Below are 24285 nucleotides of genomic sequence, written 5' to 3' on the forward strand. Positions count from 1 at the left end.
TAACCAGTAATTCCTAAATTGTGTAATTCTTGTATGACATTTATCAGTTTTTTAAATGCTTAAAAATTGGAACTTTGAAATATAAAATTTAACCAATATAAATCATATAATTAAAATCATTTCAAGATGAAAAACATTAAAGTCATACAAGAATTACACAATTTAGGAATTACTGGTTATCACGAGGTAGTTTACAATCCTAGTTATGAAGAATTATTTCAAGCGGAAACTTCTCATTTGAGAAAAGGTTATGAAAAAGGTGCGGTTACCGAATCTGGTGCTGTAGCTGTAAAAACAGGTGTTTTCACAGGCCGTTCTCCTAAAGATAGATATATTGTGAAAGATGATGTTACCAAAGATACTATTTACTGGGACGACAAGGTAAACTTTCCAACAACTCAAGGAGTTTGGAGCGAATTGAAACATTTAGTTCTAAAACAACTTTCTGCTTCTAAAAAATTATACGTAGTAGATGCCTTTTGCGGAACAAATGCTGATACAAGACTAAAAGTACGTTTCGTCATGGAAGTAGCATGGCAAGCGCATTTTGTTACCAACATGTTTATTAGACCTTCTATTTATGAACTTGAAAACTTTGGCGAACCAGATTTTATTGTAATGAACGGTTCAAAAGCAACAAATCCTAATTGGAAAGAACATGGTCTAAACTCTGAAAATTTCGTATTATTCAACCTTACTGAAAAAATTCAAATTATTGGTGGAACATGGTATGGTGGCGAAATGAAAAAAGGAATGTTCGCAATGATGAACTATTATCTACCGCTGAAAGGAATGGCTTCTATGCACTGTTCTGCTAATGTTGGCGAAAAAGGTGATGTTGCTATCTTCTTCGGACTTTCTGGAACTGGAAAAACTACTCTATCTGCCGATCCAAAACGTTATTTGATTGGTGATGATGAGCACGGTTGGGACGACAATGGTGTCTTTAACTACGAAGGTGGATGCTATGCCAAAGTAATTGATTTATCTGAAGAAAATGAACCAGATATTTGGAGAGCTATTAAACGTGATGCTTTGTTAGAAAATGTGGTGGTAAACGAATATGGAGAAGTTGATTATTATGATCACTCTATAACTGAAAACTCTCGTGTTTCTTATCCAATTTATAATATTAATAAAATTGTGCTTCCCTCTAAAGCTGGACATGCAAGCAAAATTATTTACTTATCTGCAGATGCTTTTGGTGTATTGCCTCCAGTTTCTATCTTAGATGAAGACCAAGCTCAATACCATTTCTTATGCGGATTTACCTCTAAATTAGCAGGAACTGAACGTGGAATTACAGAACCTCAACCTTCATTCTCACCAGCATTTGGAGAAGCTTTCTTAACCTTACACCCAACTATGTATTCTAAAACATTGGTGTCTAAAATGAAAGAACACAATGCCAAAGCTTACTTGGTAAACACAGGTTGGAACGGAACCGGAAAACGTATTTCTCTAAAAAATACTCGTGCTATAATAGATGCCATTATTGATGGTTCTATCGATAACGCAGAAACTGTAAAAGTTCCTTTCTTGAACTTGACTGCTCCTAAAACACTAACTAATGTTGACAATATTCTTGACCCAAGAACTAGTTATAGTAATGTGGCAGAATGGGAAGAAAAAGCTAAAAAGTTGACTTCTCTTTACAATAAAAACTTTGAGCAATATACCGATACCGAAGAAGGTAAAAGATTAGTAGCTGCTGGACCAAGTTTATAAGTTACTTTATACTAATACCAATGGAAATGATTATCTTTCCATTGGTATTTAAAAAACAAAAAAATGGACTGGATAGTTGATTTACTCACAAAGCAATCATTTGCACAAACAATTATAGTTTTTGGTGTTGTGATTGCACTAGGAATTTGGTTCGGGAAAATAAAAATCTTTGGCGTTTCACTTGGAGTAACTTGGGTTTTATTCATTGGCTTGTTCTTTTCTTTTATGGGTGTTTCCATTAATCCTGAATTACAAGATTTCCTCAAAGAATTTGGATTAGTCCTATTTGTCTATACACTCGGATTGCAAGTTGGACCTGGTTTTTTTGCTTCTTTAAACAGAAATGCACTTGTTACCAATATGCTAGCTGGCTTAGTAGTACTGTTTGGAGTAGTAACCACGTTGATTTTGTTTTACTTTTCATCCAATCCTATTTCTATTATGACTGGGATTATGAGTGGAGCCGTAACAAACACTCCTGGACTTGGAGCTGCTCAAACTACAATGACCAATTTACATCAAACAACTGCTGATGCTTCAATGGTAACATTGGCTTATGCAGTTGCTTATCCTTTTGGGGTTTTTGGGATTATTATTGCGATGCTTGTGCTCAAAAAAATATTTAGAGTAAACATTGAACATGAAACCGAACTACAGAATAAATTGGCGAATCTTAGAGAAGATAGAGTGATTTCTAAACATTTAAAATTAGAAAATCATCAACTAGTTGGAAAACCTATTAGTGCCATTTTTGAAATTATCAAAACACCGATTGTAGTGTCTAGAATGTTTCATAAAGGAACTATTATTTCTCCAACACCGAAGGAAATTCTATCTGAAAATGATGTTCTGTTAATTGTAGCATCCAAAAACACTTTTGAACAATTAGAATTAATTATCGGTTCTGAAAGTGACATGAATCTGAAAACAGCTTTAGATAGCAATTTGGTTTCTAGTCATGTGATGGTTACCAACAAAAATATTACACACAAACGATTAGGCGATATTCCTGAATTTAACCAACATGATTTCACTTTTACAAGATTGTATCGTGCTGGTACACAAATGGTTCCTAATGGAAATATTTCGCTTCAATTGGGTGACACTATCAAAGTGGTTGGTTCTAAAGAAGGTTTGGAACGTATTACCAATGTATTAGGAAATTCTCTCAAACGATTAGAAGTGCCAGACATTGCTCCTATTTTTATCGGAATTGTACTTGGTATTATTGTCGGTAGCATTCCTTTTCAAATACCAAATATTCCTGTTCCTGTCAAAATTGGTTTGGCTGGTGGTCCGCTTATCATAGCTTTGCTTTTAAGTCGTTTTGGAAATAAATTCTACCTAAACAATTACACCACCAATAGCGCCAATTTGATGATTAGAGAATTAGGGATTACCTTATTCCTCACTAGTGTTGGATTAAGCAGTGGTTCTAAACTAGTGGAAGCCTTTGCAGGTGGAAATGGTTTTTATTGGATTGGATTAGGAATTCTAATCACCATTGTTCCATTGCTTGTTGTTGGCATTATTGCTAAAAGATATTTTAAAAAGAATTTCTTTGAAATCTGCGGATTATTGGCAGGAGCTTCTACCGATCCGCCAGCGTTGGCTTTTGCCCTAAAAATCGCTGGAAATGATATACCGTCTGCAACTTATGCAACTGTATATCCGCTAACGATGATTTTGAGAATTATCGTTGCACAATTACTCATTTTAATGTTCTCTTAAACAAGGTTCATATTTGTTGGTTTTAAAATTTTCCCGATTATTCAATTAGTCGGGATAATTTTATTTAGACACAAATTGCATTGAAAGTTGACACGAATTACACCAATTAGCACGAATAAAAAAATAGTCATTATTTCACTAATTGAATACTTTTCAAAAAATTCTTGTGAAACAAAATCAATCCCAATCTTGGGCAATACATTCTATTTGTTCGTTTTTGTCGTTTGTTAGGATTAGTTTGTGTCCTTTTACTTCGTAGGTTTTATAACTTGCAATTTCTTTCACAAAAGCGTTTTCAACTTCCATTTTTTCATTGCAATACATTTCGGTGCTTCCTACGTTGGAAAAGTTGATTATGTTGTTTCCTTTTACATTATAAGTAAAAAAGATAGCATTACAACCCATTTTGGCAGTGCCTTTTTCTACCGTTGTCAAGTCAATAAATGCTTGAAATTGCATGAGTTTTTCTTTCTCAAAATCTTTAAAACTTGTTAGCATCCATACTCTTTTTAGGGCTTGGTCGTTGGTCGCTAATTCCTCTTTTGGTTTGCAGCTAGAGAAAAATAGGATTGTTAGGAATAGTATTGGGAGTTTCATTGGGTTTTTATTTAATCTGCTAATCTATTATCAATATCCATTCTTTCATGTAAAACTCTGATGACTTCAATTTCGTTAAACTTATTTTTCTTAAAAAAAATAAGATGTGATTTTATTTTAGAAAATCTATAACCTTTTCTGATATTTTCAAAATCACGTGCCATCAAAAAATTAGCAGCAATATATTCAATCTCATCAAAAATTAAATTATAATATCGATTTGCTTGTTCAACAGACCAATTTTCAGCTGTGTAAATCCAAATCTTATTAATGTCCTCAAGTGCTTTTTCACTAATGATATAAGTTGGCATTATTTCTGAAAATTGGTATTTAGCTGTTCAAGGTTTTTATTTCTATCAAAATTTTTAATCTTGCCACTTTTTTCACCTATTTTAAGTTCATTCACTAATGACTTTGTACTGTTTTCTCTCTCTTCAAATATTCGCAATGCTGTTCTAACAACCTCGCTTACAGAACTATATTTTCCCGAAGAAATTTGCTCATTAATAAAATTTTCAAAATAGTCACCTAACAAAATTGAAGTATTTCGTGCCATAATTTTTTTTGGTAAAAATACCAATTATTGGTATTCAATACAAATTAATTTTAATTTTTTTGAGTTAAAAAATATTTCTTATTCCTATATCCATCAATAAAAGTCATAGATTTTATCACAACTCCAAAACCGTAGTATTCTTAACTTCGCTTATCATAAACGTACTGTGAGTACTTCCTATATGTTCTAGTGTGGTAAGTTTGGTTACCAAAAACTCGCGGTATTCTTCCATGTTTTTTACGGCTATTTTCAAAATATAATCATAATCACCGCTCACATGATGGCATTCGAGAACTTCTTTTAGTTGCACTACTTCGCTTTCAAACTTGGTCAAAAACTCTTTGGTATGTTGTATCAATTTCAAATGGCAAAAAACCACAAAGTTCTTCCCTACTTTTTCTTTATCGAGCAAAACAACATATTTGGCAATAATTCCTTCGCGCTCCAGTTTTTTAATCCGCTCATAAACCGCAGTTACCGAAAGATTGAGCTTCAACGAAAGTTCTTTAGTGGTTTTCTTAGTGTCATGTTGTAGCAATTGCAGCAGTTTTTTGTCGATTGTGTCCATTTGCAGTTATCAGTTGTTTTATATTATCTATTTAAAAGCTGTTTTATATACAAAAATAGTTGTTTTTTCTTTATAAAAATTCATTAATAGTTTTAAAATCTAATTTTATATAAAATCATTGACTATTAATCTAATAATAACGAATTTTGAACAACAGATAACAAAAATAACTGACAACTGACAACAAAAAACTAATGAAAAACTTCAATCCAGCAGACAAAATTCAAGATTTACAATACTTTGGAGAATTTGGTGGTGTCAATCCATCTATTTCCGATTCTTCTACTTATACCTTTCTTTCGGCTAAAACTATGTTTGATACATTTGAAGGAAATGCCGAAGGTTGCTACTTATATTCGCGTCATTCGTCGCCAAGTAATTTGTATTTAGACAAAGCAATTGCAGCTATGGAAGGAACAGAAGCGGCTAATGTTTCGGCTTCTGGAATGGGCGCCATTACTCCTACTCTTTTGCAATTGTGTGGTAATGGTGATCATATTGTTTCAAGCCGCACTATTTATGGAGGAACGTATGCATTTTTGAAAAACTTCACACCTCGATTTGGTATTAAAACAACTTTTGTTGACATCACTAAATTAGATGTTGTGGAAGCTGCTATTACTCCAAACACCAAAGTTTTATATTGTGAAACGGTTAGTAATCCGTTATTGGAAGTGGCTGATATTACTGGCTTAGCTAAATTGGCTATCAAACACAATTTGAAATTAGTGGTTGACAATACTTTTTCACCTTTATCGGTTGCGCCTGCTCAAATGGGTGCTGATATTGTGATTCATTCTTTAACCAAATACATCAATGGAAGTAGCGATACAGTTGGCGGTGTAGTTTGTGGTTCTCGTGAATTTATTAATAGCTTGAAAGATGTGAATTCAGGAGCAAGTATGCTTCTTGGACCGACAATGGATAGTTTGCGAAGTGCTTCGGTAATGAAAAACTTAAGAACGCTTCACATCCGAATGAAACAACATAGTTCTAATGCAATGTATTTGGCAAACAAATTCGAAAATGATGGTTTGAAAGTAGTTTATCCTGGTTTGGCAAGTCATCCAAGTCATAAATTGTATGCTGGAATGATAAATCCTGAATATGGTTTTGGAGGAATGATGACGGTTGATGTGGGAACCATTGACAAAGCCAACGAACTAATGGAATTGATGCAAGACAAAAATTTGGGCTATTTGGCAGTGAGTTTGGGTTTTTACAAAACTTTATTCAGCGCACCCGGAACGTCAACATCTTCCGAAATTCCGCTAGAAGAACAAAAAGAAATGGGATTAACCGACGGTTTAATTCGTTTTTCCATTGGCTTGGATAATGATATTGAAAGAACCTACCAATCAATGAAAGAATGTATGATTGAATTGGGCGTTTTGTAAATTTCATTGATTATTTATTTGCGAATTTTCAGATTATTTAAGTTAGATAGGAATTACCGTTGGAGCTTTGGCTTTGACGGTTTTTTTTTCTCTATTTCAAACTGTTATATATTTTTATTATATTTGAAATGCCATTTTTTAAAAAAATAAGATTATGAAGAAATTCTCATTAGGAATAGTATTAGTACCATTTTTTATGGTTAGTCAAAACCTATTTGTTACTAAAACAGTTACTGATAATTCCATGACTACTGAATATTTATCAGAAGTAAATACTACAAATGGAAGTATCATTAGTACTAATTTTTTCTCACAAAATAGCAATCCATCACTTATTCCAAGTGGGCTTGAATATGATAATCAAACTAATAGCATATTCTCATTTTCAGAAAATATAGTTTATGAACATGATGGAACCTATTTTACACCAATAAATTCTTTCCAAGGTTTAACAAATGCTCCTTTATTTTTTAGAGAAATTATTCATCTAAATAATCGAATTTTTGCAACAAAATTACTCAATACTGGTGGCATGAATTATGAATTAACATTATTTGAGTTGAGTAAAATTGACAACTTCATAATTAATTCTCATACTTGGGAAGTTACCATAGCTACCAATGGATATGGCTCTACAAAATCGGATAGCACCAACGAAATATTTATAATCTTAGGAAATAAATTATTGAAGTACAACATTCTAACAGAAGCACTAAATACTTTTACACTTGATGGGCAAAATTTAGGTGTTTCCTACAAAGGAATTATTTTTGCTGATAACAGATTGTTTATAAGAAAAGATGATTATACTGGAAACCAAAGTGTTAATTATATTATTGAGCTTAATAAGAATAATGGCTCAATAATTTCTACAAATCAATTAACATCAAATTTTATGAACTATTATCCATCTAATGATTTAGTTTATTTAAATTCTACAAAGGAAATAGCTTGTTTATTCATTACCGATAATGATAATATGATTTTAAAATACAATATTACAAATCATAATGAAAGTTTATTAATGCTTCCAACAGAAAATAATACTTCAAGTTCTACCGAGAATTATCGTGAATTAGTTTCAAAAGATTCTGAACAATCGTTAAGCAATACTCAAATTGAAACAACTACAGTAAATTCAAAAATAAAAAATGTATATAATCTTTTAGGGCAAAAAATTTCCTTAGAAACATTCAATCAAGTAATTATTATAGAATATGAAAACGGAGAAAGAATAAAAAAAATTCAATATTCTAATTAATTTTTGTTGAATTTTGTTAATGTTCTAAGGTACAAGTCTTCTACTTTTTTTCTTGCCCAATCGGTCTTACGAAGAAAAGTCAAACTCGATTTCACACTCGGGTTTTCTTTAAAACATTTAATGTTTATCAATTCCGCCAAAGTATCAAAACCGTAATAGTCAACAAGTGTTTCAACAATTTTTTGAAGTGTAATTCCGTGAAGTGGATCTTTCGATTTTTGCATACAACAAAAGTACAATTCTCAAACAGAACTCAATAAAAAAACCATCAAAAATTACTTCTTGATGGTTTTAACTTTTTATAATATTTTCTTATTGAACTGCTAACAAAGCATTGATGTTTCCATGACCATATTCAGCATTTTTAACTGGATAATAAGTTGAAGATTGCTTCATTTTAGTCAATACTTGATCACGTGTCCAAGTTGGATTTTTAGCCCAAACCAAAGCTGCAATTCCGGCAGTAGTAGCTGTAGCAACCGATGAACCACCAACATAATCGGTTTGTGCGTTGTAATAACTATTCACAGGAACCGTATTTCCAGAAGTTGCTCTTTGCATTTGAATAGTAAAATCTATTTTTCCACCAGAATGACAAACATCACATTTTACATTAGAAGTATTTTCTACAACACCAGTTACAGCTACCGCTTCAGCCATAGAAGCTGGAAAAATTACACCTACAAAATTGGTGAAACTTGTAGAAGTTCCGCCAGCACAAAAAATCAGTTTTCCTTTGCTATAAGCATATTTAACACCATCTTCAATCTTTCCAACAGAAAAAATATGTCCCATCGACATTGAAATAATTTTTACTGCAGCGTTATTTCCTAAAGCGACAAAAGCATTTTTAACACCATTTTGTTCATGATAACCATCTAAAACTACATTTGAAGCTGCTCTATATGTTATTAAATTTGCGTTGTAAGCAACACCAACAGGCATTCCGTTAGCATTTCTTGGTGCAGCCGCAACCGACGCCATACTTGTACCATGACCACATTGATCATTTGGACCATCAGTAGTTGTACTCCAAGGCCAAATAGAATCTACATAAACACCATATTTGTAAACAGTTCGTCCAGTTGACAAACCATTGTTAAAACTTGACCCCATAAGTGATTGACTAGGAGAAATTCCAGTATCAACAACACCTATTGTAACTCCAGCACCAGAACTGAAACTCCAAGCCGCAGGAATATTATGTTTATAAAATGTCCAAGGTGCCTTAGCATTTGGAGTAACTGTAGTATAATCAGCTGAATTTAATACTTCAGACTCATAACCACAACCAGATGAACCAGATGAGTTCGTTGTGTTAGAAGAACCATTAGCATTTGAAGCTCTATAAGGGGCATTATTTTGAAAATATTTATAATCTGATGGCTCAAAATAGCGGATATATTGACTTTTTCTTAAAGCAATAACAGTTTCTTGCTTTTCAATTAAAACATCTACTAAATTCAAAAATTTATCTGATGAAATTACAATTTTATCTAGCGATTTCCCTTCATAATGCTGTATAATATCCAAAAGTTCTTGCTCAATTTTTTGGTTATCAGGAGATTTACTTCTATCAAAATCATTTTTGGAAGTTCCAAAACCGATGGTTGCAATATAATTTCCTCGTTGAATAGCACTCCATAGAAAATTATCATCAACTTGACTCCAATCAAAAGTATTTCTAACAGAAATAGATTCGTCAATTGAGGTATTTATTCTTTCAGCTGTAAGAGCAGAAGTTTTTGAAGCGTCAATGGTAATGTCTTCATGATTATCTTGGTTACAGGATGCTAAAAAAATGATAGAAAGACTTAGCAGCAAGAGAAATTTCTTTGTCATATTGTTATTTTTTTAAGGTTGGTTTTACGAATGTAGCATATTTTTTTTAATAATCACAAAAAAAATCGCTATTCAATTAAGAACAGCGACTTTTCCGACCGAGTACTAATCGATACTAACCAATAACTTATTTTTTTAGAAAGCGTAACCTAATCTAAATCCAGTAACAATTGAAGGTGAAATGTTAAATGAAGAACTTCCATCAACTTCAACATCTGGCGCTCCTGTAACAGATGTAGTTTCTTTTCCTATGCTTTTATAATATAGACCTAAGCCAGCTTCAACACCTATGTAGGCTCTTTTTACAAAATAATAATCTGCTCCAAAAACACCTCTTACACCAATTCTGAAATCATTTGGTCCTTTTATCTCAGTAGTAACTGTAGTTCCTCCAGCAGTTAATGTAGTTTCATCTTTTACAGAATTAAATGCTAAAATTCCGTCAAAACCAACATATGTAGCTAATCTATCCGTTCCTGTGAAATGTTTTTCAACACCAAATCCAAGTCCGATTCCTGTATTAGAATTTTTTGCTTCAGAATTAGGAACTGATTTATCTGTTGAACTACCAGATACTAAAAATACTAATCCTCTATAAGCAAGTTTTTCTGTTTTAAAATAACGACCTCTAATCATAGCTCCATTACCAAAACCTTGATCTGCTAAATTTACTGTAGTGTTTCCTAAACCTCCAGCAACTGCTAAATCAACAGTCACGTCTCCTGCCTTAGCTTTGAAATCTTGAGCACTAGCTGTTAAACTCATTAAAGCAATTCCTGCAATTAAAAATAATTTTTTCATTTTGTTTTTAGTTTTAAAATTATGTGACAAATTTAATAGCTCCGATTCATTGAAAAACTGATATAAATCATTGTTTGATTTTTTTTTTAACCTTAAAATAGCCATTTTAAATTGCATAAAAAATCTTTTTTATAGTACATTTGTGCCAATGCTAAAAACTATTAATATATTAAATAAAAGAGCTAAGTTCGATTACGAGATAATTGATACTTATACTGCTGGTATTGTGCTTACTGGAACAGAAATAAAATCTATTCGTTTAGGAAAAGCTCAAATTGCAGAAAGCTTTTGTGAATTTAATAATAATGAGTTATTCGCTATCAATACTTATATTGAAGAATATGCTTTTGGTAATCAGTTTAACCACAAATCTCGTAGCGAACGAAAATTACTTCTTAATAAGCGAGAATTAAAAAAACTTGCACGTGATGTTCAATCTAAAGGTTTGACAATTGTTCCTCTTAAATTGTTCACCAATGAAAAAGGAATGGCGAAACTAGATATTGCTTTATGTCGTGGTAAAAAAACGTATGACAAACGTGAATCATTAAAAGAACAAGATACCAAACGAGATATAGATAGAATTAAAAAAGCTTATTAAATATATAAAATAGTAGGAAAGTTTTTTTTATTTAAAAATATGACTAAATTTGTCAAGAATTTAAAAGTCATAAAAATGAAAACGCTATTAAAAAATGCAAGAGAGAAAAAAGGCTTAAAAACAAGAGAAGTTGCTCAACTACTAAAAATTGATCAAGCCCTAATAAGTAAGTTTGAAAATGGTTCAAGAAGACCAACCAAAGAACAAATTTCAAAATTAGCCTCTTTATTAGATATAGATTTTGAAACATTAATGATTGCTTGGCTAAAAGAAAAAATTCTTTATGAAATTGGAGATGATAACTTGGCTTTACAAGCAATGTCAATGGTTAGAGAAGAAATTGAAAATAGTTATAAAATTAGCAAGAGAATTATTTCCAAAAATCTTCAATCAATATTAGACGAAATTGATACAATGAAAAAACAATTAGATTCTTTTAGAGAATTTGATAGTTTTAGAATTGCCCAAGCTTTAGAACTCGAATATACTTTTGAAAGTAACAGAATAGAAGGAAACACGCTAACCTTACGAGAAACCGATTTGGTTATCAATGAAGGTTTAACTATTTCTGGCAAAAGTATGCGTGAACACCTTGAAGCAATCAATCACGTTGAAGCTATTGGATACATAAAGCAACTTATGGAAAGAAATTTCCCTTTCAATGAAAGAGAACTACTTTCAATCCATAACTTAATTCTAAGAGGAATCATCCCCGAAGATGCTGGTCGTTATCGTCGTGTGCAAGTAATGATAAAAGGAAGTTCACACATGCCGCCACAACCTTATATGGTTCCAAAAGAAATGGAAGATTACTTTATTTGGTATGATGAAAACAAAAACAAATTACATCCAATAATTCTAGCAGCTGAAATGCATGAAAGATTAGTAACCATTCATCCATTTATAGATGGAAACGGAAGAACTTCTCGTTTGGTTATGAATTTAATTTTGCTTCAAAATGGCTATGTTATTGCCAATATTAAAGGTGATTATGAATCAAGAATGCGTTATTATCAATCGTTAGAAAATGCTCAGACATCTGGTAACAAGGAAGATTTTTTACTTTTTATTGCCAATATTGAAAAAGAGTGTTTAGAGCGATATCTTGATATTATTCGACCGTAATTTATTTAACAAACCCTTTTAATAAGTAATTTTATTTAGGGTTTGTTTTATATCTTATTAAATCTCTTTGTTATGATTTTTTCTTTATATGCTATTTTTATCAGATAAATTCCAATACTTAGCGAGGAAACATCTATTTCATTTGAATTGCCATAACTTGAAACATTTATCAACTTTCCTAATGAATCATAAATTGAATAATTGTAATTTGCAATTCCATCTATTATCAAAATATTATTTACAGGATTAGGATATAAAACAATTTGATTTTTTTGAAAATCATCATTTGTTAACAAACATGACAACGGTTGATTTCCATTTGATTCAGTAAAAACGCCATTTACAACTTTCCAATTTTTCCAACTTCCGCCCAATCCTTGATAATATTGGTAAAAATTGTAAATGTTGAAAACTGGAGAACCATTAGGTAAACCAGCCACTTTATACGCCGAAACTGCTTCTCCATTTACATTCCATGTCAATGGCACATTAGGTTGAAGGATTTCTGGCATACTCCCACTTATACAATTTGGTACAGTAAAATAAGCAAATTCCTGATAATTTGGATAATCGCCAAATACTTGTGTGTTCCCTTCATTATCAATACAAACAGCAACATATTCATTACATGCAATTCCGTAATTTGTTCCAAAAAAACTATTATATAATCTTGCCATAAAAGTCATTAATCTTCCTTTTCTATCAGGATTATCAAAATGCGTATCTGTTATTACATTATTTAAAACAGGCACATTTAAAAAATCATTGTTACCAAGAGTTACATTGCTAGCAAATGGATTTGTCATAGCTTGTGTTGAAGTGACAGAACCATTTTGAGCAGAAAAATAATGTCCTCCAAGTATAGCCATTCCCGCGCTTGTTCCACCAATAGGAGCATTTTTTACATTGATATGATTATTCAATAAATCTTCTAACGCATTATCTTTAAAATAAGAAACATAATTAAACTGATCTCCACCAGCAAACCAAATCATTTCTGCATTGGCAACTTTGTTTAATACATAAGGATTTGTAGCTCCTGCAACCGAAGTTATTACTAATGTCTCTACTGAATTTACAGGAATTCCAAGTTCAGAATACAAATAATTATTGTATCCATTGCTACCTGAACTTCTTAAAACTACTACATCACCACCATTAGCTTTCTGTAATAACCATTTCATAGCATTATCATTTTCAGTTGCGCCACCCATTAAGCAAACACCAAAAGAAGTTGCAGTAGTTATATTTGTGGTATTTCCTGTAAAATAACTGGTGTATCCTTGCGAAAACCCAACTAAAGGAAGAATTAGGAAGAGTAATTTTTTTATCATGTTAATTTTTATTTTCCAATAAAGGTACAAATTTAAAATCACCAAATTCATGCTTCTCAAATTGAGTTTCGTTTTTACGAATCAACATGGTCATGATTTGTTCGTTTTCTCCAACTGGAATAACTAATCTTCCTCCGATTTTTAGTTGTGCCATTAAAGGTTTTGGAATAATTGGCGCACCAGCAGTAACTATAATGCTATCAAAAGGAGCGTAATTTGGTAAACCCTTATAACCATCACCAAATGATATATGTTTAGGTCGAATTCCTAATTTTGGTAATAATAATGAGGTTGATTTAAATAATTCATTTTGTCTTTCAATTGTATAAACAGTTGCTCCCATTGTGCACAAAACAGCCGTTTGGTAACCCGAACCTGTTCCAATCTCCAAAATTTTATCGCCTTTTTTAACTTCTAGTAACTGCGATTGAAAAGCAACTGTATAAGGTTGTGAAATTGTTTGCCCAGCACCTATTGGAAATGCTTTATCTTGATAAGCAAAATCTTCAAAACTAGAATTCAAAAACAAGTGTCTTGGAATTTTTTTGATGGCTTCCAAAACATTTTTATCGGCAATTCCTTTCTCCTCAAGAACTTTTGCTAATTGATTTCGAAGTCCTTGATGTTTATTTGTATCTTTCACTTGGGCATGTATTTTAGTTTGGTAAAAATAAAGTTAAAAATATCAATAAACAAATTCCAAATTCCAAAAAACTCTTAAACTTTTAAACCTCTAAACTTTTAAACTAAAAACTAAAATTGTACTTTTGATAAAATTTAATTTTATGCTCAAAGTTGGCGTTTTAGGTGCCGGTCACCTCGGAAAAATACATTTGCGTTTATTACAACAATCAGAAAAATACGAATTGGTTGGTTTTTATGATGAAAATCAAGAAAATGGAGCAAAAATAGCTGCCGAATTTGGATACAAACAATTTGATACTATTGCCAAATTAATTCACGCAGTAGATGTTATTGATATTGTAACTCCTACTCTTTCTCATTATAAATGCGCTAAAGTTTCCATCAAAAGTGGTAAACACGTTTTCATAGAAAAACCCATTGCAACAACAGTAGAAGAAGCACAAGAAATCATTGCTTTAGCAAAAGAATACAATGTTAAAGGTCAAGTTGGACACGTTGAACGTTTTAATCCAGCATTCATTGCTGTAAAAGATCAAATCGAAAATCCGATGTTTATAGAAACGCACCGTTTGGCAGAATTTAATCCTCGTGGTACAGATGTTCCAGTGGTTTTAGATTTGATGATTCATGATATTGACGCAATTCTGAGTGTAGTAAAATCAAAAGTTAAAGCCGTTCATGCAAGTGGAGTTTCTGTTTTAAGTCAGTCGCCAGATATTGCCAATGCTCGAATTGAATTTGAAAATGGTTGTGTTGCCAACATTACTTCGAGTAGAATTTCAATGAAGAACATGCGTAAATCACGTTTCTTTCAAAAAGACGCCTACATTTCTGTAGATTATTTAGATAAAATTTGTGAAGTGGTAAAAATGAAAGACGCGCCAGAAGTTCCAGGTGATTTTGATATGATTTTACAAAATGCTGAAGGCGAAAAGAAGCAAATTTATTTCAACAATCCGGAAGTTTCTCCAAATAATGCCATTTTGGATGAATTAGAAACTTTTGCTGATGCAATTGTAAATAATACAACTCCAATTGTAACATTAGAAGACGGAACCGAAGCGTTACGAGTTGCTTATATGATTATTGATTCGATGAATGAAAAATAAAAAATGAACCTTTCCCAAAACTTAATTTATGAAATAAAATCTTTAATTGCTAAGGCAAAAGAAGGCGCAATTCGTTCGGTAGATCATCATCGAACGGTAATGTATTGGCATATTGGCGAAAGAATTTTTAACGAAGAACAACAAGGAAAAGACCGAGCTGATTATGGTAATTATTTAATAAAATATTTATCTGAGCAACTTCAACCTGGATATGGAAGCGGATTTTCTGTAAGACAATTAGAACGTTATAGACAATTTTATAGAACTTTTCCAATTGCGTCCACACTGCGGACGCAATTGAGCTGGTCGCATTACAAATTACTTTTAGGAGTTGATAATGAAGATAAAAGGGAATATTACATAGCAGAAACCGCAAAAAATAATTGGTCGGTTCGTCAAATGGAGCGACAAATAAACAGTCAATTATTTGAACGATTGTTATTGAGTAATGACAAAGAAAGTGTTTTGGCTGTTGCTAGAAATGAAGTCATTCCAACCAATCCAAATGAAATTATAAAAGATCCATTAATTCTAGAATTTTTAGGATTAAAACGTGAAAGTGCTTATTACGAAAAAGATTTTGAACAAGCAATAATCACCAATCTTCAAGATTTTCTTTTAGAACTTGGAAACGGATTTTCATTTGTTGCAAGACAAAAACGAATTCATTTAGATGGAGATGAGTTTTTTATAGATTTGGTTTTTTACAATCGATTGTTGCAATGTTTTGTTTTATTTGAAATTAAAACACACAAATTAACGCATGAAGATTTAGGTCAACTTCAAATGTATGTGAACTACTATGATCGTGTTGAAAAAGTAGCTCACGAAAAACCAACGATTGGAATTTTACTTTGTGCCAATAAAAATGATGCCGTAGTAAAATACTCATTACCAGAAAACAACAATTCCATTTTAGCAAGTCAATACCAATTATATCTTCCAACAGAAGAACAATTATTGACTGAAATTAGACGAGAAATAGAAATTTTAAAACATACAAACTAAACAAACATAATGAAAACAATAGCTGTAATAGGCGCAGGAACGATGGGCAACGGAATTGCTCACACTTTTGCACAAAGCGGATTTACCGTAAAATTAATAGACAAATCAGAAGTTACAATTGCAAAAGCAATGGCAACAATTGCTTCTAACCTTGACCGAATGGTTACAAAAGGAACAATTACCGAAGACGACAAACACAAAACAATCGGAAATATAATCACTTACACCGACATAAAAGATGGTGTTGTTGGTTGTGATTTAGTAGTTGAAGCCGCAACAGAAAATGTAACTTTGAAACTGAATATCTTCAAACAATTGAGTGAAGTTTGCGATCATAATGTGATTTTAGCAACCAATACTTCTTCAATTTCTATCACGCAAATTGCAGCTCAAGTTGTTCATCCAGAACGCGTAATCGGAATGCATTTTATGAATCCGGTGCCGATTATGAAATTGGTTGAAATTATCCGCGGTTATTCTACTTCAGATGAAGTGACTAAAATCATCATGGATTTATCTATAAAATTAGGAAAAACTCCAACAGAAGTAAACGATTACCCAGGATTTGTAGCCAACAGAATTCTAATGCCAATGATTAACGAATCTATCGAAACATTATATAACGGAGTTGCTGGCGTTGAAGAAATTGATACGGTAATGAAATTAGGAATGGCACATCCAATGGGACCATTGCAATTAGCAGACTTTATTGGTTTAGACGTTTGTCTTTCAATTTTAAACGTGATGTACGACGGATTCAAAAATCCAAAATATGCTCCTTGCCCACTTTTAGTAAATATGGTAATGGCCGGAAAACTCGGAGTAAAATCGGGTGAAGGTTTCTATGATTATTCGGAAAGTAAAAAAGCAGAGAAAATTGCAAAGCAATTTTTGAAGTAAACAGTCACAGTTTTCAGTCGCAGTAAACTGAATAATGAGACTGAAAACTATAAAAAAAAAGTTTCTAAACAATTTTTGAAGTAAAGAGTCACAGTTTTCAGTCGCAGTAAACTGAATACTGAGACTGAGACTGAAAACTATAAAATATGAGCAAAATAATCCCTTTCAAAGCCGTTCGTCCAACTCCAGATAAAGTCGCGTTGGTAACTTGTCGTAATTATGATGATTATTCTCCTGCGGAATTGGCTTCGTGGTTGGATTTCAATCCGTATTCGTTTTTACATGTCATAAATCCTGCTTACGTTCATTCGCAAAAGATTACTTTGGATAAACGTTTTAAAGGTGTCGCTCATAAATACCAAGATTTCAAAAACGATGGTATTTTTCTTGAAGATACTAAACCAGCTTTCTTTTTGTATGAAATTCAGACGAAAAGTCAATCATTTACCGGAATTGTATGCGGAACTTCAATTGCTGATTACAAAAACAATGTCATCAAAAAACACGAAGATACGTTGCAATATCGAGTGGAATTATTCAAAGATTATTTGCATCAAACAGGTTTTAATACAGAACCAGTTTTGATAACGTATCCTGATAATTTAGAATTAAATGACTGGATTTCTGAAAAGAAAAAAGAGCAACCAATTTACCATTTTGCCACAACCAACAAAGAAAAACATACACTTTGGAAAGTAGATTCTGATGTTGAAATCAAGTGGTTAGAATATCAATTTGAAAACATTCCTGAATTATATATTGCTGATGGTCACCATCGTTCTGCATCGGCAGAATTATTATATGATCAAGATAAACATTTGGGAAATCAAAATTTAAATTATTTCATGAGTTTTCTAATTGCCGAAAGCAATGTCAAAATTTATGAATTCAATCGAATTATTCGTGATTTGAATGGACTTTCTAAAGATGATTTTATTTTAAAATTATCGGAACATTTTATTATCAAAACAAAAGAACAAGAACTTTGGAAACCACAAAGTAAGTTTGAATTTGGAATGTATCTTGATGGTAGTTTTTATGCTTTATTTTACAAACAAGTAAATGGCAATAATGACAATATTTTAGAAAACCTCGACGCTCAAATTTTATACGACAAAGTGCTACAACCATTACTCGGAATTGAAGATTTAAGAAACGACGAACGAATAGAATACATTCCTGGAAAGCAATCTATTTTGACACTAAAAGAATTGGTTGACGAAGGCGAATTTGAAGTTGGTTTTATGCTATATCCAAGTGATATTTCCGAAATTAAAACATTGGCAGACAACAACTTAATCATGCCTCCAAAATCAACTTATATCGAACCTAAGTTTAGAAGTGGATTGATGGTTTATGAGTTGTAATTTTAGAAAAAAGATTAGGTTTTTGAGAACACAGATTTAAGAAATCTATAAAATTTTAAAAATTTCTCAAATTTCTTAAATCTGTGTTCCAATAAATATAGAAATAGTAAAGAAAATGTCAATAAAAGAAAATCTTCTCCAAATAAAATCCCAACTTCCAAATCACGTAACTCTTGTAGCGGTTTCTAAAACCAAACCTGTTGCCGATTTGATGGAAGCGTATAATGCTGGTCAGCGTATTTTTGGAGAAAATTATGTCCAAGAATTAGTTGAAAAACATCAAGAATTACCTAAAGATATTCAATGGCATTTTATTGGTCATTTACAATCCAGAAAAGCAAAACTCATTGCACCATTCGTTAACTTAATTCACGGTGTTGATAGTTTAAAATTACTCCATGAAATCAATAAAGAAGCTCAAAAAAACAATCGTGTTATTGATTGTTTACTTCAAATTTTTATTGCCGAAGAAGAAAGTAAATTTGGATTGGATGAAGACGAATTGAATGGAATTCTGAGATTTATTACTCAGAATAGTGAAATTTATAAAAATATTAGAGTCATTGGTTTAATGGGAATGGCAACTTTCACAGACAACCAAAACCAAATAAAAAAAGAACTTGTTCATTTAAAATCAATTTTTGACAAACTCAAAATGTTACCTAAAACCCAAAACCTACAACCTACAACCTTATCAATGGGAATGTCAGGCGATTACAAACTAGCAATCGAATGCGGAAGCACAATGGTTCGAATAGGAAGTAGTATCTTTGGTGTGCGATAAATTTCAAAAATCAATTGCAATTATAATATCAAAAATCAATTTAAAAAATAAAAATGGAAGAAAACAATGTTTTCAGTGAAAAAATTTTCAATTTTGAAGATAGATTAGTTCGATTTGCTGGAGAATGCATTTTCTTTACAAGGAATTTGAATAAATCTTATGAAAATGAATATTACAAAAATCAATTAATTAGATCTTCAGGAAGTTCTTCATTAAATTTTGGTGAAGCACAAGGTACAATTAGCGATAAGGATTTTGTTTTTAAAGTAGGTTTAGCCGTTAAAGAATTAAAAGAATCTCGAAATTCGTTGAAAATATTAAACTATATAAGAGAAGGAGATGAAACTATAAGACTTTTGCTTATAAAGGAAGTTGAAGAATTAATAGCAATAGCATCAAAAATGATAATTAACAAAAAATGATTCAATGTCAATAGCAATATCAATGACAAAATTCAATCTTGAAACTTGTTATTGACATTGTAATTGATATTGATATTGCCATTGAAAATGTACTGCATTCTCGACATAGAAACCACTGGAGGTCAATTCAATGAAGAAGGAATTACCGAAATCGCCATCTACAAATTTGATGGTCACGAAGTCGTGGATCAATTTATCAGTTTGGTCAATCCCGAAATTCCCATTCAGCCGTTTGTAGTGAAGTTAACTGGTATTAACAACGCCATGTTGCGATCGGCACCCAAGTTTTATGAAGTCGCCAAACGTATTATCGAAATCACCGAAGGCTGCATCATTGTGGCACACAACGCTTCTTTCGATTACCGAATTTTACGCACAGAATTCAATCGTTTAGGTTATGATTTTATAAAACCAACTCTTTGCACCGTTGAACTTTCCAAAAAATTAATTCCAGACCAACTTTCCTATAGTCTAGGAAAACTTGTTCGCGCATTGGGAATTCCTATGGCTGATAGACATCGTGCTAGTGGTGACGCAATGGCAACAGTCAAATTATTCAAAATACTTTTGGCAAAAGATACCGAAAAAGAAATTTTAATTAGTTCAATAAAAGCCGAAATCAAAACGGGTTTATCGCCAAAATTGCTTGATATTGTTGAAAGTTTACCTTCTAAAACGGGAATTTATTACATTCACAACGAAAAAGGAAATCTAGTTTATATCGGCAAAAGCAAAAACATCAAAAAGCGTATCAATCAGCATTTTACGGGAACTTCTGGCAAAAGCAAAAAGATTCAGCGTGAAGTATTTGCCGTAACTTTTGAAGAAACAGGTAGCGAATTGATCGCGCTTCTCAAAGAAAGCGAAGAAATCAAAATCAACAAACCTATTTACAATCGTGCGCAACGAAAAAGCATTTTTCAATGGGCTTTGTATAAAGAAAAAGATGCCAAAGGTTATTTCAATCTAAAATTGCAAAAAGCCGATGGTCGCAAAAAGGAAATCACCTCGTTTACATCCATTCAAGAAGGCAAAAATGCGCTTTTCAGAATCACTGAAAAATACAATTTATGCCAAAAATTAAATGGCTTGTACGAAACCCAAAACGGTTGTTTTCAGTACAAAATAAAAGAGTGCAATGGCGCATGTTTAGGCATTGAATCGCCCGAAATATATAACGAAAGAGTCGATGAATTCATAAACGAACTGACTTTTGAAAACAACAATATGGTAGTAATCGATAGAGGTCGAACCGTCAACGAAAGAAGCGCAGTTCTAATCGAAAACGGCATTTACAAAGGCTATTGTTTTTTCGATCTAAATTACCAAGTCAACAACATCGAAATATTAAAAAATATCATCATTCCAATGCAAAATAACCGCGATACACGTACAATTATTCAAGGTTATTTAAGAAAAAACAAAGTAATGAGAATACTTAAATTTTAATTTTTTAGGAGCTATTTCCCGCTATCCGTTGCAATCTTTTCTTTTTTAAAGAAAAAAAGAAAAGGATTTCCACTACTATCGGGGCTAGTTTCATCACTGCAAAACTACAACTTTTGAATTATTTAATTACCATAATCGGACCAACAGCTATAGGAAAAACTTCCTTAAGTATCACTTTGGCAAAACATTTTGGTTGCGATGTTATTTCGTGTGATAGTCGCCAGTTTTTCAAAGAAATGAAAATTGGTACTGCTGTTCCAACCGATGAAGAATTGGCTTCGGCAACGCATCATTTTATCCAGAACAAATCTATTTTTGAAAATTACACTGTAGGCGATTTCGAAAAAGAAGCTATTGCCAAATTAGATGAATTATTTCTGAAAAATAACATTCAAATCATGGTTGGTGGTTCAGGTTTGTATGTTGATGCAGTTCTAAAAGGTTTTGATGAATTTCCTGAAATTGATAGTAAAATAAGAGATGAAGTTCGCCAAAACTATGAAAAACACGGAATCGAATTTCTTCTAAATCAATTAAAAGAATTAGATTCAGAATATTTTAATTTCATAACAGAAACCAATCCACAAACACTGCAAAATCCGCAACGAATGATGCGCTTTGTCGAAGTTTGTTTGAGTACAAATCAACCCTATTCATCGTTTTTGAATAAAGAAAAAAACAAAAGAAACTTCACGCCGATCATTATAGGTTTAGAAGCCGAAAGAGCAACTATGTACAACCGTATCAACCAACGAGTTGACATCATGCTAAATGAAGGCTTGCTAGTCGAAGCTGAAAAATTAATTCCAAATAAAGAACTGAATGCCTTACAAACCGTTGGTTATCGTGAACTATTCGATTATTTTGAAGGAAAAACAACATTAGAATTCGCCATCGAAGAAATCAAGAAAAACACACGAAGATTTTCAAAACGCCAATTAACCTGGTTCAAACGAACAGAAAATGCAACTTGGTTTGATTATTTGACTGACAGAAATGAAATTATACATTTTATAGAAAGCAAAATAGTAACTTTATAAAAAAATAATACAATGAAAAATAAATACATTCTGTTTCTAGTAATACTCTTTTTTTCCTCTTGTGAAATAGAATATGATGGACAAACAAAAATAGTTGTTAAAGGAAAAGTTATTAATCAAAATAACGAGCCAATTAGTAATAATCAAGTTAACTTATTAGTTTCAATAAACAGTAGTGGTGAAAACTTTATTTTTGGCTATCCGTCTGAAACCAATTTCATTGGAAAAGCTAAAACAGATTTAAATGGAAACTATACAATTGTAATTCCTCAACCTAAAAATTTTGGAGAGATTGTGGTTATTACTAATTCTGATAATTCTATTTATAACAAAAAACAGTTTGCAAATATTAACCTTACTAACTTCAGTAATTTCGAATTAATATTGCCTACTTCTAAACTATATAATAAGTCAGATTTATGTACTTTAAATATAATTCTAAATCCTCTAAACACCAATTCACAAATCACAAAACTTGAGTATTTTGGAGAAATTCCTAGAGAAATTGAATATATTAATCGTATTGAAGAAAATGTAAATTATTTTGAAAATGCATTTACAGTAAAAAAAAATCAAACAATAGTAGTAAAATATGAAGTGAAAAATTATTTGACTAATGAAACAACAACGCAAGAACAAAATATTGAAATTCCCAATGTTACTGAATTTAATTACACACTAAATTTCTAAAGCATGAATAAATTATTTTTCATAACGCTACTTTTTTCATCCTTTTTATGGTCTCAAGAAGTCCAAAATCAGCAGAATTTAGTTCATCCTGATTTTGCAATTGGAATTGTTACAAACAACTATTTTGGAGAAAATTATCTATCAAAAGGGCATCAAAATAGAAGTATTGGAATACAAATAAAAAGCAACTGGATTCATTACAATGATTTCAGCCTAGGAATTGGTTTAGAAAAAAGTACTCAAAAAGTAATTGATAAATCAATTGGAGGAAATATTGATAAGTCAAATACAAATTCAATTTTTGGCACTTTATCTTATAAAATACCCGTAAATAATGAACTTATAATTAGCCCCGAATTAAATTATGGTGGAATAGAATTAAGACAAAAAAGTGGTGGGAAATTTTATGGTGAACAAAATGGGACTAGATATGGCGCTGGAATTAACATAAATTATATGTTTGAAAAATATTTTTCTATTTATTCTAATGTAAGTTATTCAGATTATAATTTCAACACGAAAACTTCTCAAGAATATTTAGATTATTTTAAAAATGCAACCGCAATAAGTATTTCAATTGGAATAAAATTTCACTCTTAAAAAATGCCGATTTCACCAAACTTCACTTCTATCCTATCCAAAGATTGGGAAATCAATTTTCTGCAATGTTATCCAAATGGGAATTTGAAATACACCGAATTGTGCAATCTTTTTCAGTTAACAGCGGCAGCACATTCTGAATTGGGCGGCATTAGTTTTAGCGACATGCAAGAATTTCATCAAGCATGGGTTTTGAGTAAAATGCTAGTAGAAGTGCATAAATTACCCAAATGGAAAGACAAAGTAACCGTAAAAACTTGGATTAAATCGTTAGAAAATTCGCGTTCGGTTCGTTGTTTAGAACTTTATCTTGGTGAAGAAAAATTAGTAGGCTGCGAAACTTTTTGGGCGGTTTTCAATACTCAAACTCGTCGTCCCGAATCATTAGCATTGCCAAGCGATCACTTTGAAAAATATCCTGAAGCAAGTGCAACACAAAATTCATTTTCAAAAATCAACATTCAAAATGAATTTACAACTATTATCGAACGAAAAGTTGCTTTATCTGATTTAGACATTGTAAATCACATGAATAGCGTAAAATATCTAGAATGGTGTTTAGACACAATCAATCCAAAAGACTTAATTTCTGGCAAACTCAAAAGTTTTGAAATGAATTATCTAAAAGAATTATCGCTTTCTGACCAAGTAACAATTGCTCAAAAAGAATCTGTTATAACTATCAATAAAGATGGTAAGACTTGTTTTGCTTTGAGTTTTATAGTGTAAT

Annotated in this window: 26 protein-coding genes; 17 read left to right on the plus strand and 9 right to left on the minus strand. The window is 31.7% G+C overall.

Annotation, left to right across the window (positions count from 1 at the left end; genetic code table 11):
* Positions 1-126 precede the first annotated feature (126 nt).
* Positions 127-1728, plus strand: coding sequence for a phosphoenolpyruvate carboxykinase (ATP) (pckA, locus tag O9267_RS00005; RefSeq protein ID WP_298175086.1), 1602 nt, complete (start codon positions 127-129; stop codon positions 1726-1728).
* A gap of 63 nt (positions 1729-1791) precedes the next feature.
* Entirely contained in the window at positions 1792-3459 is a 1668-nt protein-coding gene (locus O9267_RS00010) for a putative transporter (protein WP_298175087.1), read from the plus strand.
* 177 nt (positions 3460-3636) lie between these two features.
* Here O9267_RS00010 and O9267_RS00015 read toward each other — a convergent pair whose 3' ends face one another.
* The 4 genes from O9267_RS00015 to O9267_RS00030 form a co-directional block, all read right to left on the minus strand.
* Positions 3637-4056, minus strand: a complete 420-nt coding sequence (locus tag O9267_RS00015; RefSeq protein ID WP_298175088.1) for an META domain-containing protein — start codon at positions 4054-4056, stop codon at positions 3637-3639.
* 11 nt (positions 4057-4067) lie between these two features.
* Positions 4068-4367 carry a type II toxin-antitoxin system RelE/ParE family toxin gene (locus O9267_RS00020; protein WP_298175089.1) on the minus strand — a complete coding sequence of 100 codons (300 nt, stop codon included), beginning with the start codon at positions 4365-4367 and terminating at the stop codon, positions 4068-4070.
* Positions 4367-4612 (minus strand): type II toxin-antitoxin system ParD family antitoxin, encoded by a 246-nt coding sequence (locus O9267_RS00025; RefSeq protein WP_298175090.1) that lies wholly within the window; start codon positions 4610-4612, stop codon positions 4367-4369. The genes O9267_RS00020 and O9267_RS00025 overlap by 1 nt, the downstream gene beginning before the upstream one ends.
* A 115-nt stretch (positions 4613-4727) precedes the next feature.
* On the minus strand, positions 4728-5186 hold the full coding sequence (locus O9267_RS00030; RefSeq protein WP_298175190.1) for an Lrp/AsnC family transcriptional regulator: 459 nt from the start codon (positions 5184-5186) through the stop codon (positions 4728-4730).
* 188 nt (positions 5187-5374) lie between these two features.
* On the opposite strand from O9267_RS00030, the gene O9267_RS00035 reads away from it, so the two are divergent.
* Entirely contained in the window at positions 5375-6577 is a 1203-nt protein-coding gene (locus tag O9267_RS00035; RefSeq protein ID WP_298175091.1) for an aminotransferase class I/II-fold pyridoxal phosphate-dependent enzyme, read from the plus strand.
* A 154-nt stretch (positions 6578-6731) separates the two neighbouring features.
* The gene (locus O9267_RS00040; RefSeq protein ID WP_298175092.1) at positions 6732-7838 is read left to right on the plus strand and encodes a hypothetical protein; all 1107 of its coding nucleotides are present in this window, start codon (positions 6732-6734) and stop codon (positions 7836-7838) included.
* On the opposite strand, the gene O9267_RS00045 is transcribed toward O9267_RS00040, so the two are convergent.
* The 3 genes from O9267_RS00045 to O9267_RS00055 all read right to left on the minus strand — a co-directional run bounded on the left by O9267_RS00045 (position 7835) and on the right by O9267_RS00055 (position 10481).
* Positions 7835-8062, minus strand: a complete 228-nt coding sequence (locus O9267_RS00045) for a VF530 family protein (RefSeq protein WP_298175093.1) — start codon at positions 8060-8062, stop codon at positions 7835-7837. The two genes, O9267_RS00040 and O9267_RS00045, sit on opposite strands and share 4 nt — an antisense overlap.
* 88 nt (positions 8063-8150) lie before the next feature.
* A complete protein-coding gene (locus O9267_RS00050; protein WP_298175094.1) occupies positions 8151-9680 on the minus strand; it encodes a S8/S53 family peptidase in 1530 nt (509 codons plus the stop codon).
* A gap of 135 nt (positions 9681-9815) precedes the next feature.
* A complete protein-coding gene (locus O9267_RS00055; RefSeq protein WP_298175095.1) occupies positions 9816-10481 on the minus strand; it encodes a hypothetical protein in 666 nt (221 codons plus the stop codon).
* A 148-nt stretch (positions 10482-10629) separates the two neighbouring features.
* On the opposite strand from O9267_RS00055, the gene smpB reads away from it, so the two are divergent.
* Entirely contained in the window at positions 10630-11082 is a 453-nt protein-coding gene (gene smpB / locus O9267_RS00060) for an SsrA-binding protein SmpB (RefSeq protein WP_298175096.1), read from the plus strand.
* Positions 11083-11157: 75 nt separating this feature from the next.
* A complete protein-coding gene (locus O9267_RS00065) occupies positions 11158-12207 on the plus strand; it encodes a Fic family protein (RefSeq protein WP_298175097.1) in 1050 nt (349 codons plus the stop codon).
* A 47-nt stretch (positions 12208-12254) separates the two neighbouring features.
* On the opposite strand, the gene O9267_RS00070 is transcribed toward O9267_RS00065, so the two are convergent.
* Both O9267_RS00070 and O9267_RS00075 read right to left on the minus strand, forming a co-directional pair.
* Positions 12255-13541, minus strand: a complete 1287-nt coding sequence (locus tag O9267_RS00070; RefSeq protein ID WP_298175098.1) for a T9SS type A sorting domain-containing protein — start codon at positions 13539-13541, stop codon at positions 12255-12257.
* 1 nt (position 13542) lies between these two features.
* Positions 13543-14184 (minus strand): protein-L-isoaspartate(D-aspartate) O-methyltransferase, encoded by a 642-nt coding sequence (locus O9267_RS00075; protein WP_298175099.1) that lies wholly within the window; start codon positions 14182-14184, stop codon positions 13543-13545.
* Between the two features lie 142 nt (positions 14185-14326).
* Here O9267_RS00075 and O9267_RS00080 point away from each other — a divergent pair, with 142 nt between their 5' ends.
* From O9267_RS00080 to O9267_RS00130, 11 genes are all read left to right on the plus strand, one after another.
* Positions 14327-15295 (plus strand): Gfo/Idh/MocA family oxidoreductase, encoded by a 969-nt coding sequence (locus O9267_RS00080; protein ID WP_298175100.1) that lies wholly within the window; start codon positions 14327-14329, stop codon positions 15293-15295.
* 3 nt (positions 15296-15298) lie between these two features.
* Positions 15299-16303: a PDDEXK nuclease domain-containing protein gene (locus O9267_RS00085; RefSeq protein WP_298175101.1), complete on the plus strand. Its 1005-nt coding sequence runs from the start codon at positions 15299-15301 to the stop codon at positions 16301-16303.
* 9 nt (positions 16304-16312) lie between these two features.
* The gene (locus tag O9267_RS00090; RefSeq protein WP_298175102.1) at positions 16313-17203 is read left to right on the plus strand and encodes a 3-hydroxyacyl-CoA dehydrogenase NAD-binding domain-containing protein; all 891 of its coding nucleotides are present in this window, start codon (positions 16313-16315) and stop codon (positions 17201-17203) included.
* Between the two features lie 146 nt (positions 17204-17349).
* Positions 17350-18570: a DUF1015 domain-containing protein gene (locus O9267_RS00095; RefSeq protein WP_298175103.1), complete on the plus strand. Its 1221-nt coding sequence runs from the start codon at positions 17350-17352 to the stop codon at positions 18568-18570.
* 115 nt (positions 18571-18685) lie between these two features.
* On the plus strand, positions 18686-19354 hold the full coding sequence (locus O9267_RS00100; protein ID WP_298175104.1) for a YggS family pyridoxal phosphate-dependent enzyme: 669 nt from the start codon (positions 18686-18688) through the stop codon (positions 19352-19354).
* Between the two features lie 53 nt (positions 19355-19407).
* Complete coding sequence (locus O9267_RS00105; RefSeq protein WP_298175105.1) at positions 19408-19776, plus strand: four helix bundle protein; 369 nt, start codon at positions 19408-19410, stop codon at positions 19774-19776.
* Between the two features lie 87 nt (positions 19777-19863).
* Positions 19864-21225 carry an exonuclease domain-containing protein gene (locus O9267_RS00110; RefSeq protein ID WP_298175106.1) on the plus strand — a complete coding sequence of 454 codons (1362 nt, stop codon included), beginning with the start codon at positions 19864-19866 and terminating at the stop codon, positions 21223-21225.
* Positions 21226-21338: 113 nt separating this feature from the next.
* A complete protein-coding gene (gene miaA / locus O9267_RS00115; protein WP_298175107.1) occupies positions 21339-22265 on the plus strand; it encodes a tRNA (adenosine(37)-N6)-dimethylallyltransferase MiaA in 927 nt (308 codons plus the stop codon).
* 12 nt (positions 22266-22277) lie between these two features.
* Complete coding sequence (locus tag O9267_RS00120) at positions 22278-22955, plus strand: hypothetical protein (RefSeq protein WP_298175108.1); 678 nt, start codon at positions 22278-22280, stop codon at positions 22953-22955.
* 3 nt (positions 22956-22958) lie between these two features.
* Positions 22959-23555 carry a hypothetical protein gene (locus O9267_RS00125; RefSeq protein ID WP_298175109.1) on the plus strand — a complete coding sequence of 199 codons (597 nt, stop codon included), beginning with the start codon at positions 22959-22961 and terminating at the stop codon, positions 23553-23555.
* A gap of 3 nt (positions 23556-23558) precedes the next feature.
* Positions 23559-24284 (plus strand): acyl-ACP thioesterase domain-containing protein, encoded by a 726-nt coding sequence (locus O9267_RS00130; RefSeq protein ID WP_298175110.1) that lies wholly within the window; start codon positions 23559-23561, stop codon positions 24282-24284.
* Position 24285: the final 1 nt, after the last annotated feature.

The organism is Flavobacterium sp. (genome assembly GCF_027531705.1).
Taxonomy (GTDB): domain Bacteria; phylum Bacteroidota; class Bacteroidia; order Flavobacteriales; family Flavobacteriaceae; genus Flavobacterium.

Excerpts from the sequence above, each read along its gene's own strand:
- smpB (WP_298175096.1), top strand. The coding sequence starts at position 10,630 with ATGCTAAAAACTATTAATATATTAAATAAAAGAGCTAAGTTCGATTAC.
- O9267_RS00020 (WP_298175089.1), bottom strand. The coding sequence starts at position 4,367 with ATGCCAACTTATATCATTAGTGAAAAAGCACTTGAGGACATTAATAAG.
- O9267_RS00085 (WP_298175101.1), top strand. The coding sequence starts at position 15,299 with ATGAACCTTTCCCAAAACTTAATTTATGAAATAAAATCTTTAATTGCT.
- pckA (WP_298175086.1), top strand. The coding sequence starts at position 127 with ATGAAAAACATTAAAGTCATACAAGAATTACACAATTTAGGAATTACT.
- O9267_RS00110 (WP_298175106.1), top strand. The coding sequence starts at position 19,864 with ATGTACTGCATTCTCGACATAGAAACCACTGGAGGTCAATTCAATGAA.
- O9267_RS00070 (WP_298175098.1), bottom strand. The coding sequence starts at position 13,541 with ATGATAAAAAAATTACTCTTCCTAATTCTTCCTTTAGTTGGGTTTTCG.
- O9267_RS00050 (WP_298175094.1), bottom strand. The coding sequence starts at position 9,680 with ATGACAAAGAAATTTCTCTTGCTGCTAAGTCTTTCTATCATTTTTTTA.
- O9267_RS00010 (WP_298175087.1), top strand. The coding sequence starts at position 1,792 with ATGGACTGGATAGTTGATTTACTCACAAAGCAATCATTTGCACAAACA.
- O9267_RS00090 (WP_298175102.1), top strand. The coding sequence starts at position 16,313 with ATGAAAACAATAGCTGTAATAGGCGCAGGAACGATGGGCAACGGAATT.
- O9267_RS00100 (WP_298175104.1), top strand. The coding sequence starts at position 18,686 with ATGTCAATAAAAGAAAATCTTCTCCAAATAAAATCCCAACTTCCAAAT.
- O9267_RS00095 (WP_298175103.1), top strand. The coding sequence starts at position 17,350 with ATGAGCAAAATAATCCCTTTCAAAGCCGTTCGTCCAACTCCAGATAAA.
- O9267_RS00105 (WP_298175105.1), top strand. The coding sequence starts at position 19,408 with ATGGAAGAAAACAATGTTTTCAGTGAAAAAATTTTCAATTTTGAAGAT.
- O9267_RS00045 (WP_298175093.1), bottom strand. The coding sequence starts at position 8,062 with ATGCAAAAATCGAAAGATCCACTTCACGGAATTACACTTCAAAAAATT.
- O9267_RS00125 (WP_298175109.1), top strand. The coding sequence starts at position 22,959 with ATGAATAAATTATTTTTCATAACGCTACTTTTTTCATCCTTTTTATGG.
- O9267_RS00080 (WP_298175100.1), top strand. The coding sequence starts at position 14,327 with ATGCTCAAAGTTGGCGTTTTAGGTGCCGGTCACCTCGGAAAAATACAT.
- O9267_RS00035 (WP_298175091.1), top strand. The coding sequence starts at position 5,375 with ATGAAAAACTTCAATCCAGCAGACAAAATTCAAGATTTACAATACTTT.
- O9267_RS00120 (WP_298175108.1), top strand. The coding sequence starts at position 22,278 with ATGAAAAATAAATACATTCTGTTTCTAGTAATACTCTTTTTTTCCTCT.
- O9267_RS00040 (WP_298175092.1), top strand. The coding sequence starts at position 6,732 with ATGAAGAAATTCTCATTAGGAATAGTATTAGTACCATTTTTTATGGTT.
- O9267_RS00065 (WP_298175097.1), top strand. The coding sequence starts at position 11,158 with ATGAAAACGCTATTAAAAAATGCAAGAGAGAAAAAAGGCTTAAAAACA.
- O9267_RS00015 (WP_298175088.1), bottom strand. The coding sequence starts at position 4,056 with ATGAAACTCCCAATACTATTCCTAACAATCCTATTTTTCTCTAGCTGC.
- O9267_RS00055 (WP_298175095.1), bottom strand. The coding sequence starts at position 10,481 with ATGAAAAAATTATTTTTAATTGCAGGAATTGCTTTAATGAGTTTAACA.
- O9267_RS00130 (WP_298175110.1), top strand. The coding sequence starts at position 23,559 with ATGCCGATTTCACCAAACTTCACTTCTATCCTATCCAAAGATTGGGAA.
- O9267_RS00025 (WP_298175090.1), bottom strand. The coding sequence starts at position 4,612 with ATGGCACGAAATACTTCAATTTTGTTAGGTGACTATTTTGAAAATTTT.